This window comes from Paenisporosarcina sp. P4_B8, from assembly GCF_056402175.1.
On the sequence record NZ_JBFUHX010000005.1, the window covers coordinates 131,936 to 148,025 of the forward strand.

The 16,090-nt window shown below is 39.1% G+C and carries 19 protein-coding genes and 1 other annotated feature; of the genes, 16 read left to right on the forward strand and 3 right to left on the reverse strand.

The genetic code is table 11. The features are described 5' to 3' along the window. The first annotated feature begins 10 nt into the window (after nt 1–10). The 9 genes from AC1DSK_RS07025 (at nt 11) to AC1DSK_RS07065 (ending at nt 5,739) form a co-directional block, all read left to right on the forward strand. Nucleotides 11–253, forward strand: a complete 243-nt coding sequence (locus AC1DSK_RS07025; protein ID WP_477547296.1) for a MafI family immunity protein — start codon at nt 11–13, stop codon at nt 251–253. 168 nt (nt 254–421) lie between these two features. After that, the gene (locus AC1DSK_RS07030) at nt 422–676 is read left to right on the forward strand and encodes a DUF7660 family protein (RefSeq protein ID WP_477547297.1); all 255 of its coding nucleotides are present in this window, start codon (nt 422–424) and stop codon (nt 674–676) included. Nucleotides 677–742: 66 nt separating this feature from the next. Beyond that, entirely contained in the window at nt 743–1,006 is a 264-nt protein-coding gene (locus AC1DSK_RS07035; RefSeq protein ID WP_477547298.1) for a DUF6199 family natural product biosynthesis protein, read from the forward strand. Between the two features lie 468 nt (nt 1,007–1,474). Then, a complete protein-coding gene (locus tag AC1DSK_RS07040) occupies nt 1,475–1,834 on the forward strand; it encodes a hypothetical protein (RefSeq protein ID WP_477598131.1) in 360 nt (119 codons plus the stop codon). Nucleotides 1,835–1,900: 66 nt separating this feature from the next. Further along, nucleotides 1,901–2,866, forward strand: a complete 966-nt coding sequence (locus AC1DSK_RS07045; RefSeq protein ID WP_477548721.1) for a hypothetical protein — start codon at nt 1,901–1,903, stop codon at nt 2,864–2,866. A 224-nt stretch (nt 2,867–3,090) separates the two neighbouring features. After that, entirely contained in the window at nt 3,091–3,528 is a 438-nt protein-coding gene (locus AC1DSK_RS07050) for an N-acetyltransferase family protein (RefSeq protein ID WP_477532858.1), read from the forward strand. A 220-nt stretch (nt 3,529–3,748) separates the two neighbouring features. After that, on the forward strand, nt 3,749–4,198 hold the full coding sequence (locus AC1DSK_RS07055) for a GNAT family N-acetyltransferase (protein WP_477548538.1): 450 nt from the start codon (nt 3,749–3,751) through the stop codon (nt 4,196–4,198). Nucleotides 4,199–4,532: 334 nt separating this feature from the next. Then, complete coding sequence (locus AC1DSK_RS07060) at nt 4,533–5,009, forward strand: DinB family protein (RefSeq protein ID WP_477548539.1); 477 nt, start codon at nt 4,533–4,535, stop codon at nt 5,007–5,009. A 160-nt stretch (nt 5,010–5,169) separates the two neighbouring features. Next, a complete protein-coding gene (locus AC1DSK_RS07065; protein WP_477548540.1) occupies nt 5,170–5,739 on the forward strand; it encodes a GrpB family protein in 570 nt (189 codons plus the stop codon). A gap of 953 nt (nt 5,740–6,692) precedes the next feature. Here the strand turns inward: AC1DSK_RS07065 and AC1DSK_RS07070 are convergent. From AC1DSK_RS07070 to proC, 3 genes are all read right to left on the reverse strand, one after another. Further along, nucleotides 6,693–7,334, reverse strand: coding sequence for a cupin domain-containing protein (locus tag AC1DSK_RS07070; protein ID WP_477548541.1), 642 nt, complete (start codon nt 7,332–7,334; stop codon nt 6,693–6,695). A gap of 340 nt (nt 7,335–7,674) precedes the next feature. Continuing rightward, nucleotides 7,675–8,697 carry an NADPH dehydrogenase NamA gene (gene namA, locus AC1DSK_RS07075; protein WP_477548542.1) on the reverse strand — a complete coding sequence of 341 codons (1,023 nt, stop codon included), beginning with the start codon at nt 8,695–8,697 and terminating at the stop codon, nt 7,675–7,677. Nucleotides 8,698–8,747: 50 nt separating this feature from the next. Then, nucleotides 8,748–9,560, reverse strand: coding sequence for a pyrroline-5-carboxylate reductase (gene proC / locus AC1DSK_RS07080; protein ID WP_477548543.1), 813 nt, complete (start codon nt 9,558–9,560; stop codon nt 8,748–8,750). A gap of 45 nt (nt 9,561–9,605) precedes the next feature. After that, nucleotides 9,606–9,816 (reverse strand) — a binding site (T-box leader). Nucleotides 9,817–10,050: 234 nt separating this feature from the next. Here proC and AC1DSK_RS07085 point away from each other — a divergent pair. The 7 genes from AC1DSK_RS07085 (at nt 10,051) to AC1DSK_RS07115 (ending at nt 16,085) form a co-directional block, all read left to right on the forward strand. After that, nucleotides 10,051–10,995, forward strand: a complete 945-nt coding sequence (locus AC1DSK_RS07085) for an MBL fold metallo-hydrolase (RefSeq protein ID WP_477548544.1) — start codon at nt 10,051–10,053, stop codon at nt 10,993–10,995. Beyond that, the gene (locus AC1DSK_RS07090) at nt 10,982–11,734 is read left to right on the forward strand and encodes an SDR family NAD(P)-dependent oxidoreductase (RefSeq protein ID WP_477548545.1); all 753 of its coding nucleotides are present in this window, start codon (nt 10,982–10,984) and stop codon (nt 11,732–11,734) included. Before AC1DSK_RS07085 ends, AC1DSK_RS07090 begins: the two co-directional genes overlap by 14 nt. Nucleotides 11,735–11,894: 160 nt before the next feature. Next, nucleotides 11,895–13,103 carry an argininosuccinate synthase gene (locus AC1DSK_RS07095; RefSeq protein ID WP_016427040.1) on the forward strand — a complete coding sequence of 403 codons (1,209 nt, stop codon included), beginning with the start codon at nt 11,895–11,897 and terminating at the stop codon, nt 13,101–13,103. Then, complete coding sequence (argH, locus tag AC1DSK_RS07100; RefSeq protein ID WP_477548546.1) at nt 13,100–14,470, forward strand: argininosuccinate lyase; 1,371 nt, start codon at nt 13,100–13,102, stop codon at nt 14,468–14,470. Before AC1DSK_RS07095 ends, argH begins: the two co-directional genes overlap by 4 nt. A 164-nt stretch (nt 14,471–14,634) precedes the next feature. Continuing rightward, the gene (locus AC1DSK_RS07105) at nt 14,635–14,862 is read left to right on the forward strand and encodes a helix-hairpin-helix domain-containing protein (RefSeq protein ID WP_477532427.1); all 228 of its coding nucleotides are present in this window, start codon (nt 14,635–14,637) and stop codon (nt 14,860–14,862) included. A gap of 120 nt (nt 14,863–14,982) precedes the next feature. Next, nucleotides 14,983–15,543 carry a signal peptidase I gene (lepB, locus tag AC1DSK_RS07110; protein WP_477548547.1) on the forward strand — a complete coding sequence of 187 codons (561 nt, stop codon included), beginning with the start codon at nt 14,983–14,985 and terminating at the stop codon, nt 15,541–15,543. A 26-nt stretch (nt 15,544–15,569) separates the two neighbouring features. Then, complete coding sequence (locus tag AC1DSK_RS07115; RefSeq protein WP_477548548.1) at nt 15,570–16,085, forward strand: hypothetical protein; 516 nt, start codon at nt 15,570–15,572, stop codon at nt 16,083–16,085. The last annotated feature ends 5 nt before the right edge of the window (nt 16,086–16,090 follow it).

A 16,090-nucleotide genomic window follows, 5' to 3' on the forward strand; every position in this document is an offset into this window, starting at 1 on the left:
GTGTGGAAAAATGGATTTGAATATTTTAATAAGAGATATCTATAAAAAAATACAGAAATTTTCTGGAGAACACGAAAAATATATATTAGAATATTTAGAATATAGAGAATGGGAACTGGCTTTGATAAGTATCTGTAGTGCAATTGAACAAGGTAATATTACCATAGACAAGAAAGATTTTTGTAAAATTGAAGAGGCTGGTCTCTATATGGATATGGATAAACTTTTCTGGGAATCAATACAAATACAATGAATTGGCATATAGGGCTACATTGGTAGCTTATTGAGTTTTTTTCTACGCGTTGATCCAAGAAGGATTAACGCCTTTTTTGTTGAACTTATTTAACTAACGGGACAGGTTAGATCAATAAGAAACTTCAATGTATTGGAGAAAATTCAAATAAAAAAATGGGGTTTATAGATGGGGTTATTTGAAAAGGTAGAAAATGTTAAGAGTAGAAATGATTTAATAAAATTCATTTTTCATTTAAGAATGGATTTACAAAATAACCATGAAAAGTGGGAGAACATAACTCTTGAAGATTATTTAGAATCTATGGAGGCCTGGCTTAGTGATATGGACGGATCCTACTTAAATAATAATCAACCAATTCCAATTCAACCATCATGGAAGACTATTGCTGACATACTATATTCTTCAAGTATGTATGAGTGATCATCTTCAACTAACGGTGCAGTTTAGTTAATTAAGCATGGCAAAAAATTAAATTGGGGATGGAAAATGTTATACATCGTCATCATGTTATCAATTCCGGTATATGTTTATTGCATTTGGAGTCTCTATGAACCGGAAGAAAGTTATTTCTTTTTGGATCGATGGAGATATAAAGAAATTCCTGAGCTATCGGATATGCAGATTAAGTTGATAAAAATTGGCAGTGTAATTGGCATGATTGTGATGACTATGTTAATTATTATTATTGCCATTGATATTTTTACGCCTGATCCCCCGTTGCCAGGTATAGATGTATTGAATGTAGAGTAATGACGTTATAAATTACAACTTAGTTTAATAATCAGTGAACATGCAATCCAAACAGGCAAGTAATTCCTTAACTTGTGCTTTAGCTGAAACCACGGGCTGCTTTATGTAGCTATTTTTCTTACTGAACTAACGGGGCAGTTAGTTGAACAAGAGTATTTAGAAAGGGAGTAAAAAATGAGTATTAAATTTAAGTACCGAATTGCGTTAATAATACTTATGATAATTTTCATTTCTTTTCAGGCAATGAGAATTATTGATAGTTACAACAAAGGGTTTCTATCTGGTCTCCCTCTCCCTAGTCTTCAGTTATTAATTGGAATAATTATTTTGATTGTATTATCTTTACCTAATCATCAAAAAGAAGATGAGTAAATTTTTGACAAGATGCTCAAGCAGCCATTTTCCTTATTGAACTAACGGGGCAGGTTAGTTCAATAACAAATGATTTTAAAAAGGGGTGCCAAGTGAATGAAGTTAARATTTTTATACTTAACATTAACAGTATTATCAATTTTACTGATATGTGGTTGTTCGACTAAACAAGATGAAGGGAATTCCAAAGGCACAGAWAACTATGAAATTAGAAAAGTTGCTTGGGATTTCATCGAAGAAAAAGGTTGGGGCGGCAGAGCTATAGAAGACTGGAAAAGTGCTGAAGTGAAAAAAACGATTGCTAGTAATAGCTATGAATTGCTGGATAAAACTTATGAAGGGAAAGAAGTATTRATGGTATCCTTTGAAGAYCAAGAGAACGTTGTAGTTGGTCCACCTTTAATACTTGTTGACCCCGAAACCAATGAAGTAATAGGTTATATGCCGGGTGAATAGAATTGAATGTTYTTCAACTGTGGCTATGAAACAAAGTGAGTTAGAACTTGTAGAGGAGATGAGAAGGTGACTATTAGTGCAGAGAGGCAGGCCTCAAGATTGATGAGGTTGCGTAGAATCTGCGGTTATGRTGCCGCAATAGCAGTAACACCTTACCTGCTGATCAAAATCGTATGGACTTTCGGTCTCTTCCTTCCAACCGAGCAAATGGGTGACGCCAGCTGGCGCATTATAAACGCAGTAACCGCCGTTCTCGCTGCGATTGGTATCCTTCTTGCAATGGCGTTCTGCAGGCCGTGGGGGGAGCGGCTACCTGCGTGGTTGGTTGCTCTACCCATTTGGGTTGGTACCGGTTTGCTCGTTCCCATGCTGTTGATTGCACCGGTTCTGGGCCCTGCAGCTATGATCCGGGATCAAGAGGCAGGTGCCGCTGACTTCTGGGTATACGAGCAGATCTTCGTCATGATCTCACTTTTCGGGATCGGCATCTTCCTGCCGCTTGCATTGGCGGGGTATGCAAAGGCACGTTGGCCAGAGGCGCTGAGTGGCACAACCGACTACAAGGAGTTGCCGGGCAATACTCGACAACTGCAGATTATCTTGGCTAGGATCGTCGCTGCCGGCTGCATTCTGCTCGGTGTCATCAAGGTGTTTTGGGCGGTTGGCGGCTCTTTCGGCATCGACCCGGCAACCATGGGTGAACGCGATGTGTGGTGGCACCTGCTGTCATTGAGTATAGGCGTGTGGTCCTTTGCAGGTGCGTGGGGCATAATGGTGGTAGCATCCCGCCGTGGGTCGAGGTGGTTTCTACCCCCTATGGCAGCGGCATGGATTTCATCGGGAGCGTTGTTCTCCAACAACCTCTATTCCGCCTTATCTTCAGTTCGACGCGACGCGCCACCCTCCCCAGAGTACCCATTGGCATGGTTGTTGACAACACAGGCCGGCATCGTCTTAGGTGTAATAATGGGAATGATTATCCTGCTGGTGCTGCACGAACGCCGTCGAGCCCTTCGAGATGAGTCCAACTGAAGTTGATTACACAGAACCACGGAGAAATTGAATATTTTTCTTGTTGTACTAACGGGTGCTTTAGTTAAAGATCATCGGGCTGTTTAAACAAGCCCTTTTTCTTATTGAACTAACGGGGCAGGTTAGTTGAACAAGAAATTAGATTAGCTATAGGCGCTAGAAGAAAATTACTGGAATATTATGCTGAACTTTATAAAAGGGTATTGAAAGGACTGACTTTACTAATGGATATTAGAAAACCTAACGATTCTGAATTTGAAAAGATTATTTTACTTTCCCCACAAGCTTTATTTGATGGTACATTGGGTGAAGTAAAACCTTCAAATGAAAAAATCAAACGTCTTATTGAACCACTTTTGGAAAAGGGAAGCTATTATTTAATAGCAACCGAGAACGATAAACTAATGGGCTGGATTCTTATAGGGGCCGGTAAAGACCAATTTACTGACAAGATGAATGGATTTATTTATGAACTATTTGTTATAGAAGAATTTAGAGGGAATGGAGTTTCTAAACGGTTAATGAGAACTGCGATTGACCATCTAAGACAAGATGGATACTCTGAAGTTCGTCTTAGTGCATTTGCAGGTAATCAAGCTATTAAACTTTACGAAAAAATGGGCTTTAACATAAGAACAGTTTCTATGAGTTTGCCTTTATAAGCTATTGACTTCTTTCACTAACGGTTGCTTTAGTTTAATAAATTAAGCCAACATTTAGTCGGCTTTTTTGTGGCACATCAGGAAATTAAAGTGCAGCAAATGCTTATACTCGTTTTTTTAACGCCTTCCAACTGTGTAATTTTGGTACAATGGAAATGGATTTTGTAATACAACTTGCAGGTTAGTTGAAAAAGAAAAAATAATTGGATGAGGGGATAAATTGATTAAAATAATTGACATTAGTGTTAGAGATAACGCTAAAGATGTATTAAACATTCAAATACCATCCTATAAAGTAGAGGCAGAAATAATCGGTTCCGATGAAATACCACCATTGAAAGATACAGTCAAAACATTGCAAGAATGCGAAGAAATTTTCTTTGGTTATTATGAAGATGAAGAACTATGTGGTGCAATATCATTGGAAGTAGAAGATAATGTTGTTGATATACACAGACTAATTGTGCATCCAACCCATTTTAGAAAAGGGATTGCTCAGAAACTTTTAGATTATGTAACAAGAAATTTCGAAGCTGAAAAAATAAAAGTAGCGACAGGCTCTAAAAATACTCCAGCAGTAAGTTTTTATAAAAAGAATGATTTCGAAAATATTAAAGAAATCACAGTAAATGAAAATATATCTCTAACCTTTTTCGAAAAGAAATTATAATATTCTTATTGAAGTAACGACTGAATTAATTCAAAAAGAGGTCTTTAAGTTAGCAGAGATTTGCTGACTTTTTATGTCGTAGTGGGAACATACAATGCTTCTTTCTTGTTGAACTAACGGGGGCTTTGGTAAAAAATTGTTGAGCTGTGCATACAGCTCTTTTTTTCTTCTTTAACTAAAGGGGCAGGTTAGTTGAAGAAGGAAAAGGCTCTTAATTTGTCGAAATTAAAGAATATAGGTCTGTACTATTATTGATTATGGTTGATATTAAATGACATATCAATAACCCAAAGTAGAATTAAGAGATCTAAAAATAGTCGGGAGTGAGTACAAAATGAATGAGAATGATTTACTAATATTAAACTTTCAAGAAGTTAGACGTAGAAGCATAAAAGTATGGAAAGCAATACCTAACAATATGTTAAATTGGAAACCTGATAACGAAGCCTTAACTTGTGCAGAAATGATAAGACACTTATTAGAAGCAGAGTTTTTTTATCATCAGATCCTCGTAGGTAGAGGTAGTTCAGCATTATCTAATCTTACTAATCCTTTTGAAAACAAAGAATTTATAACAGTTGAGGACGAACTGAATTTCGCAATGCCATTTCGTGAAGATTTTATAAAATACATTAAAACAATAAACAAAAGTGATTTAGAGAACATCAAAATAGACCGTTCTGACGTCGGCTATGTGAGAACACTTGGAGATATGTTGTTGCGTATTGCTTATCACGAATCTGTTCACACAGGTCAGTTGTTAGATTATTTGAGAACAATGGGAATTGATCGTCCGCAAATATGGGACTGATTGTTTCCCATTTTTTCTTCAACAACTAACGGGTGCTTTAGCTTAAGATCGTAGCTGTCATTAAGGTAGCTTTTTCTTTTATCGAGGCAGGTTTGTAAAAGAATGCAGGTACAAATATTTTTCTGAAACTGAAAAAATTAAAATCTTAAGGGAGAGTAAAATGAAAGATATTCATGATGAAAGCACATTGCCCGTTTGGGCTAATGAGAAAATAGACATTGTCGAATCAAATCCCAAGTGGGTAGAAAAAGGTACTCAGGAAAAAGCACTTCTTCTTAATCTTCTATCAACTTTCGGCATAACGGAAATTCAACATTATGGAAGTACATCTATTCCTAATTTACCAGCTAAACCAATCATTGATTTAATGGCTAAAATTGATTCATTTCAAAAAATTAAAGAAATATCTTCACTGTTAGCTAATCACGACTGGCATTATGTACCACCTAACATAGACAATCGACCTTGGCAAAGATTTTTTGTGAAAGTAATTAACGACAAACGAGTAGTACATTTACATATTTTTCTTGAGGGAGAAGAACGGTGGGATAATCAGCTACTTTTTCGTGATTTATTACGGAACAATCAGCAGTTTATTGATGAATACGCTATTCTTAAAAGAAATTTAGCAAAAAAATATAGCAATGACCGTGAAGCGTACACTAAAGCAAAAACAGAATTTATCAATTTTGTTCTTAAATCTTGGTTGCGAACTAATATAAGTTTGTGAAGAAATGTACTTAAACTAACGGGTGCTTTAGTTGAAGATTCGATTTCCGAAATAATCAATCTTTTTTATAAAAGTGAATAGCAATGAACAGGTAAAACCTCGTATTTTGATCAAACTTTGTTCAAAATACGAGGTTTGTTTTTCACCAAAAAATTGAGGATTCTCGCTAAATTTCTATCAATCTTTATTCAAAGGTTACAGCGGCGGACGCGTTTCGCGGGCACGGCTTCAGTCTCCTCGTCACTAGAAAAACCGGTGCTCCTGTTTCTGTTTCTGCATCGCTACGCTAGCTTCGAAACATGGAGGTGCGTTGCATCGCTCTGCTAGCTTCGAAACATGAAAGTGCGTTGCATCGCTTCGCTAGCTTCGTCGCAAACGAATAGTGCAAACTTACATTTGCACTATCCGTTTCCTGCGGGGACTTTAGCTCGAGCTGTTCCCGCTGAAAAGATTGGGACCAAAGGCAATTTGGTCCTAATCTTTGCGACGAGTAACCGCAGGAGCAGTTGTTTTCCGCCGCATCCACTCCAATCAAAAGAAATTGCTTCTGTAAGCGTGCCTCTGCAAAATATTCAAGTTGGAAGGTGGTTGGCTATTTCTGAAGACTCCTGCGGAAAAACGAAACACTAGACCCTACAGGCTCAGCTGTCATAGACAGCTGAGCCGAGGAGGCTAGCGTTTCGTCCTCGGAAAGCGAAAGAAATAGCTGACCACAATCTTTTTCGATAGAGTGCAAAAAATAAGAACTCAATTTTTATACTTTTATATTAATTATTATTCTTTTGTCAACAAGCTGAAATGACTGCCTTTAATCGGCAGTCATTTTTTTGTTTGAGGGATTTTTACAGTTAATAGAATCCCCTTGCACGTCTTCAATAATATATTGATAAGATCCTATAGGCTTACTAATTAAGTATACAATCTTCTTTTGCCATGGAATTAAAAGGATTCCTTTAATGATTGGAGTAGGGATTATTGGAGGGATTATATTCTTGCGTTGGAAATACACGACTATCGTATTGATTAATGTTACATGAATAAAGCGCATTGCTTTCTTCAGTCTTTATGCAGCTCGTAGGTGGTCCGATATAAGTAGGGGGATCAAGCGGGGCGATGGCTTTTTTCCATTCCTTTTTATCCAAGCAATAGGTATGCGCCATAATACTTGCAGGTGTCAGCTTCAAAATATCGGAACCAAGAATTACTTCAGGCGTTGGGGCATCAAAGATTGCAAGTAGATGTGTGGAATCCTCTGTGGCAAATTCATAATGCCACCAGCCTTGGGGGATGTTGACAACTTCCCCTGGAGTAATTGAATAATTTTGAAATTGCCTAGTAAATGGATTTAATAATGCAACAGCCGCTGCTCCAGAAATGCAATAAACAAGCTCTTCAGCATTAGGGTGATAATGTGGCTCGACGACATTGGTGGCACTAAGATAGATATCAAGTAAAGATAAATTCTTCAAAGTATTTAATTGCTGTTTTCCTAAAATATTTATTAAGTTTTGGTTATCTTTTTTAAAGAAAGGACTTTTATTAACATCAAAAGCAAACTGCGTATTTATTGAAGTGTAATCAATTGGTGAACTCATAAGTCGACCTACCTTTAAACAATTGTAATATGCTTATTAAGCACATTCTTCGCATGATATGTTTTAAATTGAATTGTTGTGTAGTACGAACGAAAATTTCACAAAAAAGAAGAGAGTGTTATTAACAATGAAACTAAGGCTGGGAAGCGTATCAATTCTTTTTGATTTACCTTTTGGTTGTCAAGAGATGAGAATTTTACAGAATAAACGTAAAAATAATAAAATAAGGGTTATCAATTCATATACGAATTGATAACCCTTTTGCATTGCTTCTTATTTAAATTTTGTATTTCGAAACAGGACCTGTTAGCAAAAGGGTCCTTTTTTATATTCCATAATCTTATAGCCAGCCACGTTCGTATTGGACCGGTGATTTGATTTCCGTGCGCAGTTCTTTTGCTGCACGATATGGCCAGTATGGATCGCGTAATAATTCACGTGCCAAAAAGATTAAATCAGCACGATTATTCTTCAGGATTTCCTCAGCTTGAAGTGGAGAAGTAATCATCCCGACTGCACCTGTAGCAATCGGAGTCCCATGTTTAATCGTTTCAGCAAACGTAACTTGGTAGCCAGGGAATGAATCGATGGTTGCAGGAACGTTTGCTCCCGAACTTACGTCAACCAAATCAACATCTTGTTCTTTCATCCACTTGGTCATCGTTACATACGCTTCTGGTGTCATGCCGCCTTCCGTGTAATCATGTGCGGAAATGCGGACAAACAATGGACCTTCCCAAATGCTACGAACTGCGTCAATCACTTCGCGAAGCAAGCGGTAGCGGTTTTCCTCACTGCCCCCATATTCATCCGAACGTTTATTTGTTAATGGAGATAAAAATTCATTGATTAAGTACCCATGTGCACCGTGCAGTTCAATGACATCGAATCCAGCTTCTTTGGCACGAATTGCCCCAGCCTTAAAAGCATTGACTGTATTAGCAATATCATCTTTTGACATCTCAACTGGTGTTTTATATTGGTCATTAAATGCAAGAGGGGAAGGGGCGAAAATGTCACCATCCACCGTTGATTTACGACCGGCATGTGCGAGCTGGATGCCCGTTTTCGCGCCATGTAATTTCATGGATTGAACAAGTTCAGTCAAACCTGCTGTGTGTTCATCACTCCATATGCCTAAATCCTTTACAGAAATTCGACCTTCGGGTAAGACTGCCGTTGCTTCTAGAATAATCAATCCTACTTGGCCAACTGCACGTGTTGGGTAATGGACGTGATGCCAATCTTCAACATGCCCATTTTGATTATGACTTGAATACTGGCACATCGGTGCCATCACGATTCTATTTTTGAATGTGACGTTTTTGATTGAATATTCTTCGAATAATTTAGCTTTTGCCATAAAATGCTATTCCTCCTTTTATGTATATGAGGTAGTATAGCAAATTTGTCCTAAATATAGCGCTTTCCAAGCTCACGGGAACGAGTTTCGGCTTCGTTCAAACAACTTCCAAGCATGTCGATAAATCCTTTTTCCTGCAAAGCTTGGATTCCGGCTTCTGTTGTCCCGCCTGGACTTGTCACATGTTCTCTAAGTGTAGCTGGTGAATCGGTTGACTGTTTTAACATTTCTGCTGAACCAGCCAAAGTTTGGACAAGTAAGTTACGTGCAACATGTGGGGCAAGCCCACTTGCAACCGCCGCTTTTTCAAAGGCTTCCACAAAATAATAGACATAAGCAGGACCGCTGCCTGATAAAGCCGTAATGACATGCAGCTGATCTTCTTCCACTTCAATGACGGAGCCAATAGTACTCAGCAGTTGCATAATTTCCTCTTTATCAGTTTGATTCATTTGTTCATTCCAGGCCACCGCACTTGCAGACATCCCGATGGTAGCGGAGGTGTTCGGCATACAACGGGCAATTGGACGTTCGCCCAGACCTTGCTCGATTGTCGACATTGGAACTCCTGCTAGAATCGATAACACAACAGCAGTCTTCGATAGGTAAGGAGCAACTGCCTGCATGCCCGCCTGGACGTCTTTCGGTTTCATTGCCAAGATAATCAAATCGGCCGTTTTCAAAATTTCCTTGTCATCACAAACTAGTTGTACTCCGTATGTTTCATGAAGGAAAGTCAACTTCTTGCGATCGGAGTTGTTCATAACAAATACGTTCTGCGGGGCAACAGTTGCCTCTTTCATCCAGCCATGAATCATCGCTTGCGCCATCGAACCTGCTCCAACAAATACAATCGTTTTCATTGTTACTCCTCCTTTTTTGTATAAAAAAATGCGCTCCCGTCCTAATGAAAGGACGAAAACGCATGTTTCCGCGGTACCACCTTGTTTTGCCCCACATGGAGCACAACTTGTTCCTTCTTATCGCGAAGGCACGGCCATGTTTCCATGGCGGCTCCAAAGTAGGTTCATCCTGTGAGCGGGAAGTGTGTCTTTCAGCAGGTGAACACACTCTCTATATTCCTTCAACACGATTACTGTTCTTTATCAAAGCCTGAACGTTCTAAATTATTGAAATTATAGGCTTGTTTACGAAGAGTTGTCAACTGGTGAATAAAAATTCGAAAGATAATTATTTCATTGTATGCAGGGTTGGGTGCAACTTTTCCATTTTTGTTCAACTTTCGTGATTTCGTTGTTACTCCTCATTTTTCTCACTAATCTTAAAAGTGACGCGAACTTGTAAAAATTGTACAATAGAGTGAATAGTGATTCATTTTAAGGAGAATGCCATATGATCCACAAACTTATATTGCCTACACCTTTTGCTGTAGGGGACGTTAATGCTTATCTTTTAAAAGGAGATACACTTTCATTAATTGATGCAGGTCCAAAAACACCCGAAGCTTATGTCGCACTTGAACGAGGGATAAAAGAAGCGGGCTATTCGTTCAATGACGTCGAACAAGTTTTCTTGACGCACCATCACCCTGACCATGCAGGCTGGATTGACGCTTTTCCAAATGCAAAAGTATATGGGCATGTCTATAATGACCTTTGGTTGACTCGTGATCCAGCTTTTTTTGCCTATCATGATGAGTTTTATTTGGAACGTTTAATTGAAGAAGGTGTTCCAGAGAAATATCATACGTGGGTCGAGAAAATGAAACGTCCAGTTGCTTTCATGGGAAATCGTCCACTTGATGTGACAGTGGAGGAAGGCGATGCACTTCCTGGACATCCAGGTTGGACGGTCATTGAAACGCTTGGTCATGCACAGAGTCATGTTTCTTTTTGGCATGCTGAGAGCAAAGAGATGATTGGCGGGGACCATATATTAGAAAAAATCTCATCAAATCCTTTAATTGAGCCTCCACTTGATCCAAGTGCTAGACGTCCACAAGCCATGATTCAATACAACGAATCATTGAGAAAAGTCCTGACCATGCCAGTAGAGAAAATTTACAGTGGTCATGGGAATGAAGTATTCAATGTTCATGCATTGATTGCACATCGCTTAGAAAAACAACATGACCGTGCGATGAAAGTCCATGCGATGCTTGCTGAAGAACAACTGACCATTTTCGAAATCACACAAAAATTATTTCCATTTGTCTATGAGAAAGAACTGGGTCTGACACTTTCTGAAACCATCGGACAAGTCGACTATTTGCTTGCTGAAGGACTTGCCATCGAGTCACGCGACCAAAATGGGGTATTCACTTATGGGCAAGTCTAAAAAGGTTTTGATTACAGGAGCGACAAGTGGCGTTGGGCTACATGTTGCAAAAGATTTATGCCAACAAGGATACACTGTATATGCAACTGGTCGTTCTAAATCTGCTCTCGAAGATCTTAGATCTCACGGAATTCATGCAATTGAAGCTGACTTGCTGACAGATCAAGGTCTAGAAACTGTATTGAGTCAATGTCCGGCTCCTGAGATTGTCGTCTTTTCCGCAGGTGTGGGAACGTTTGCTTTGGCACATGATACTTCTGATCAACAGATTGATGACATGATGCGTATTAATGTAACAGCTCCCATGAAATTGACAAGCAGGATTTTACCTTTAATGATAGCAAGGAAATCAGGACATCTTATTTATGTTGCGTCACAGGCTGGGAAAATCGCCACACCGAAAGCGTCTGTGTATGCAGCAACGAAGCACGCGCTTCTCGGTTACGCTAACGCTACACGAATGGAAGTCCAGCCACACGGTATTTACGTGACGACCATCAATCCGGGACCTATCGATACACCATTTTTGGATTTAGCGGATTCAACGGGTACATATAAAAGTTCACTTGAAAAGTTCTTGTTATCAGTCGGGGAAGTTTCAAGTGCGATTGTCAGAGTAATTGAACGTCCTGTACGTGAAGTGGATTTACCTTGGTATATGGGCATATCGAGTAAAGCATACAATATGGCTCCCGGGCTAATTGAACGCTTAGGACGAAATTTTTTCATGAAGAAATAAGAATGTAATCAAGAGCAACCAATGCGGTTGTTCTTTTTTTGAATAGTTAAACTTTATAAAATGTATGAGTATTCACTTGTATACATTTTTATAACATGTTATTATCTGTGTATATTAATTCATTAAATATGAATAAACATACATTCAGGAGGAATGACAAATGAACAAAAAAGTAGTTCTCGCATACTCAGGTGGTCTAGATACATCCGTCGCAATTCCGTGGTTAAAAGAACAAGGTTACGATGTAATCGCTGTTTGTCTAGATGTAGGTGAAGGAAAAGATTTAGAGTTCATTAAAAAGAAAGCACTGCAAGTCGGTGCTGTTGAAAGTTACATGATTGATGCAAAAGAAGAATTTGCGAACGAATATGCATTACTTTCACTTCAAGCACACACATGGTATGAAGGGAAATATCCATTGGTTTCGGCTTTATCCCGTCCGTTGATTTCAAAAAAATTGGTTGAAATCGCACACCAAACCGGAGCGGATGCCGTAGCTCATGGCTGTACAGGAAAAGGCAATGATCAGGTACGTTTCGAAGTATCAATCAAAGCATTGGATCCTTCCTTGGAAGTAATCGCACCTGTTCGTGCGTGGGGCTGGTCTCGAGAAGAAGAGATAGACTATGCGAAGAAAAATAACATTCCAATTCCAATAAACTTAGATAGTCCATTTTCAATAGATCAAAACTTATGGGGTCGTGCAAACGAATGCGGTATTTTAGAAGATCCTTGGGCTAAACCACCAGAAGCTGCATATGATTTAACCGTTGCACTAGAAGATACGCCAGATACAGCCGATTTGATTGAGATTACGTTTGAACAAGGTGTACCTGTTGCGTTGGACGGAGTTTCCTATCCATTGGCTGAGCTCATTTCCGAGCTGAATGTAATCGCTGGGAAACATGGAATCGGACGTATTGACCATGTCGAAAACCGTTTAGTCGGTATCAAGTCACGTGAAGTATATGAAGTGCCTGGTGCTCACACACTATTATTAGCGCATAAAGAACTTGAAGACATTACTCTTGTTAAAGAGCTGGCTCATTTCAAACCTGTTATTGAGAAAAAATTAACTGAACTGATTTATGAAGGATTGTGGTTCTCTCCATTAAAAGTGGCACTAGAATCTTTCCTTAAAGAAACGCAAGTGTATGTCAACGGTGTGGTACGTGTGAAACTATTTAAAGGTCATGCAATTGTTGAAGGACGTAAATCGCCAAATTCACTGTATGACGAAAAACTAGCTACTTATACTACGGATGACGAATTCAACCATGAATCTGCTGTGGGCTTCATCGAGCTATGGGGACTTCCGACAAAGGTTCATGCCATGGTTAACAAAGGAAAAGAGAAGGTGTCAGAATGACCAAACTATGGGGCGGCCGTTTTCAAAAGTCTGCTGAACAATGGGTTGATGAATTTGGCGCATCCATCGGCTTTGATCAACAACTCGTCATGGAAGATTTGACGGGCAGCATGGCACATGTAAAAATGCTTGGCGACTGCGGAATTTTACCTGCTGAAGACGTTAGCAAGATTGTCGACGGTCTGGAGCAATTGAAAGTAAAAGCAACGAATGATGAGCTGGTATTTGAAGTTGCAAACGAAGACATTCATTTAAATCTTGAAAAAATGTTGATTGATTTGATTGGGCCAGTTGGTGGCAAAATGCATACTGGACGTAGTCGAAATGACCAGGTCGCAACAGATATGCATCTCTTTTTAAAAATTCGTGTACAAGAAATTATTGAGAGCATCAAAGCGTTTCAACAAGCCATACTAATGCAAGCAGAGCAACATGTTGAAACCATTGCACCTGGCTATACGCATTTGCAACGTGCGCAACCCATTTCGTTTGCTCATCATTTGATGGCATACTTCTGGATGCTTGAGCGTGATCAGGAGCGTTTGTCTGAATCACTTAAACGTATTGATATTTCACCATTAGGTGCCGGTGCACTTGCAGGTACGACTTTCCCGATTGACCGTGAAAAAGCAGCCAATACCCTTGGATTTGAGCAAGTGTACCAAAATAGCATGGATGCCGTGAGTGACCGTGATTTCATCGTGGAATTTTTAAGTAATGCCTCACTTGTGATGATGCACTTATCGCGTTTCGCTGAAGAAATCATCCTTTGGTCGAGCCAGGAATTTCAATTTATTGAACTCGACGATGCGTTCGCCACAGGCTCCAGCATCATGCCACAAAAGAAAAATCCAGATATGGCCGAGTTAATCCGCGGGAAGACGGGTCGTGTGTACGGGAACTTGTTTAGCCTGTTGACTACGCTTAAAGGATTGCCACTCACGTATAACAAAGATATGCAAGAAGACAAAGAGGGCATGTTCGATACGGTTCAGACTTTGAATGGATCTCTTCAAATTTTTGAAGGCATGGTAAGAACCATGACTGTCCACACAAAGCGATTAAATGAAGCGGTGCATCAAGACTTTTCAAATGCTACGGAACTTGCCGATTACTTGGCGACAAAAGGTATGCCGTTCCGAGAAGCACATGAAGTCACTGGGAAGCTCGTTTTCCTATGTATCCAACGCGGCATTTACTTGTTGGACCTTACGATAGAAGACTTGCAGGAAGCCAGTAGTTTAATTCAACCCGATATCTACGATGTACTGTCACCCGAAGCGGCAGTTAAGCGAAGAAATTCGCTTGGGGGAACTGGTTTTGAACAAGTCCGTATGCAAATTGAAAAAGCAAAATCATTAGTATGAAAACATCCCGCTTGTTAAGCAGTAGCTGACAGGTGGGATGTTTTTTTAGTTTTGTATTGTTCGTAGTTTTGAAAAAGGGGGAAAGAAGGACATAAGTGGATGATTATAGAAATTAATCCTTAACAATTTTATTTTGAATAATCATTCAAGAAAGGAGAGAAGTAATGACGAAAAATAATAGTAGTTTAATAAGTGACATCCCAACTTCAATTGGCGCACCAGCACGACGTGCACTGGTTGGAGCTGGATATCTCCAGCTTGAGCAATTAACCAAAGTTAGTGAGGCTGAGGTTTTGAAATTACATGGAATGGGTCCGAAAGCGCTTGATATTATCCGACGCGCATTAATTGAAAAAGGATTAACTTTCGCAAATGGTTCTGAGATTAAATGACTCAATATTGATTTGAAACCTTTACTTTTTACTTTTCGTCTTCGTAGTAGGTGAAATAAAAAAATCCTGTAATGGAATAGAAACGAACAATTATTGTTTTAGATGCCAGGAGGCCAAAGGATGGAACAAGTTAAAAAAGAAAAAAATGAGGTCTGGGAGTGGGCAAAAGCATTGCTCATTGCCTTTATTACGGCTTGGCTAATTCGTTATTTCTTATTCACCCCGATTGTTGTCGACGGGGAATCAATGATGCCGACTCTTGAAAATGGAGAGCGGATGATTGTTAATAAAATCGGCTATGAAGTTGAAGGTCCAAATCGGTATGATATCGTAGTTTTCCACGCAACTGAAAAACAAGATTATATTAAAAGAGTGATTGGATTGCCAGGAGATCATGTCGCTTATAAAAATGATCAATTATTTATCAATGGTGAACCTCAAGAAGAACCCTATTTGGAATCAAATAAAAACGAAGTGAGCAGCGGTACTTTAACAGGGGATTTCACCCTTGAAGAACTGACAGGAGAGAAAGTGATTCCAGATGGTTACTTGTTTGTGATGGGAGACAATCGGAGTAACAGTACAGACAGCCGAATAATTGGTTTAGTCCCGATGGAGGAAGTCATAGGCAGCACAAGCGTTGCTTTTTGGCCACTAAATGAAATCGGTCGGGTTCAATAACTAAATATAATAGGGAGAAATTTATATTGAAAAGATGGCTAATGAATCAATGGTTTTTCCTGATTCTGTCGATATTTTTGGTGGGGTGTGCTCCAGACGCTCCCGAGATCAAGGATGGAGATTCACATGTGACAAAAGAAATGGATAAAGTTATTTCGGATTATATCGTAGAAAAATACAAAGGCATTTACCATCCATCATCAGAGAAACAATTTGAAGTCCACAGAATCTATGGGACCAGTGAAGAAAATGGAGTAATAAACGTATACATGTGGTCATATTTCAGTGGATTCAATAAGGCAAATGGAGTCGAAAGTCAATCGGGGCACTCGTTACCTGCGTTGATACAATTGAAGAAAGCTGATTCTGGTTATGAAGTTCTCAAATACATTGAACCAAAGAACGGTAATCAGTACGCTTCTTCCATAAAGAAAATGTTTCCTGAAAAATACGCAAAAATAGCAGTGCAGGATGCCGAAACTATCAAGAGTTTAGAAAAAGAGATGAGTGAAAAAGTGGAAGACTGGTTAAATGAAAAATAAAATAA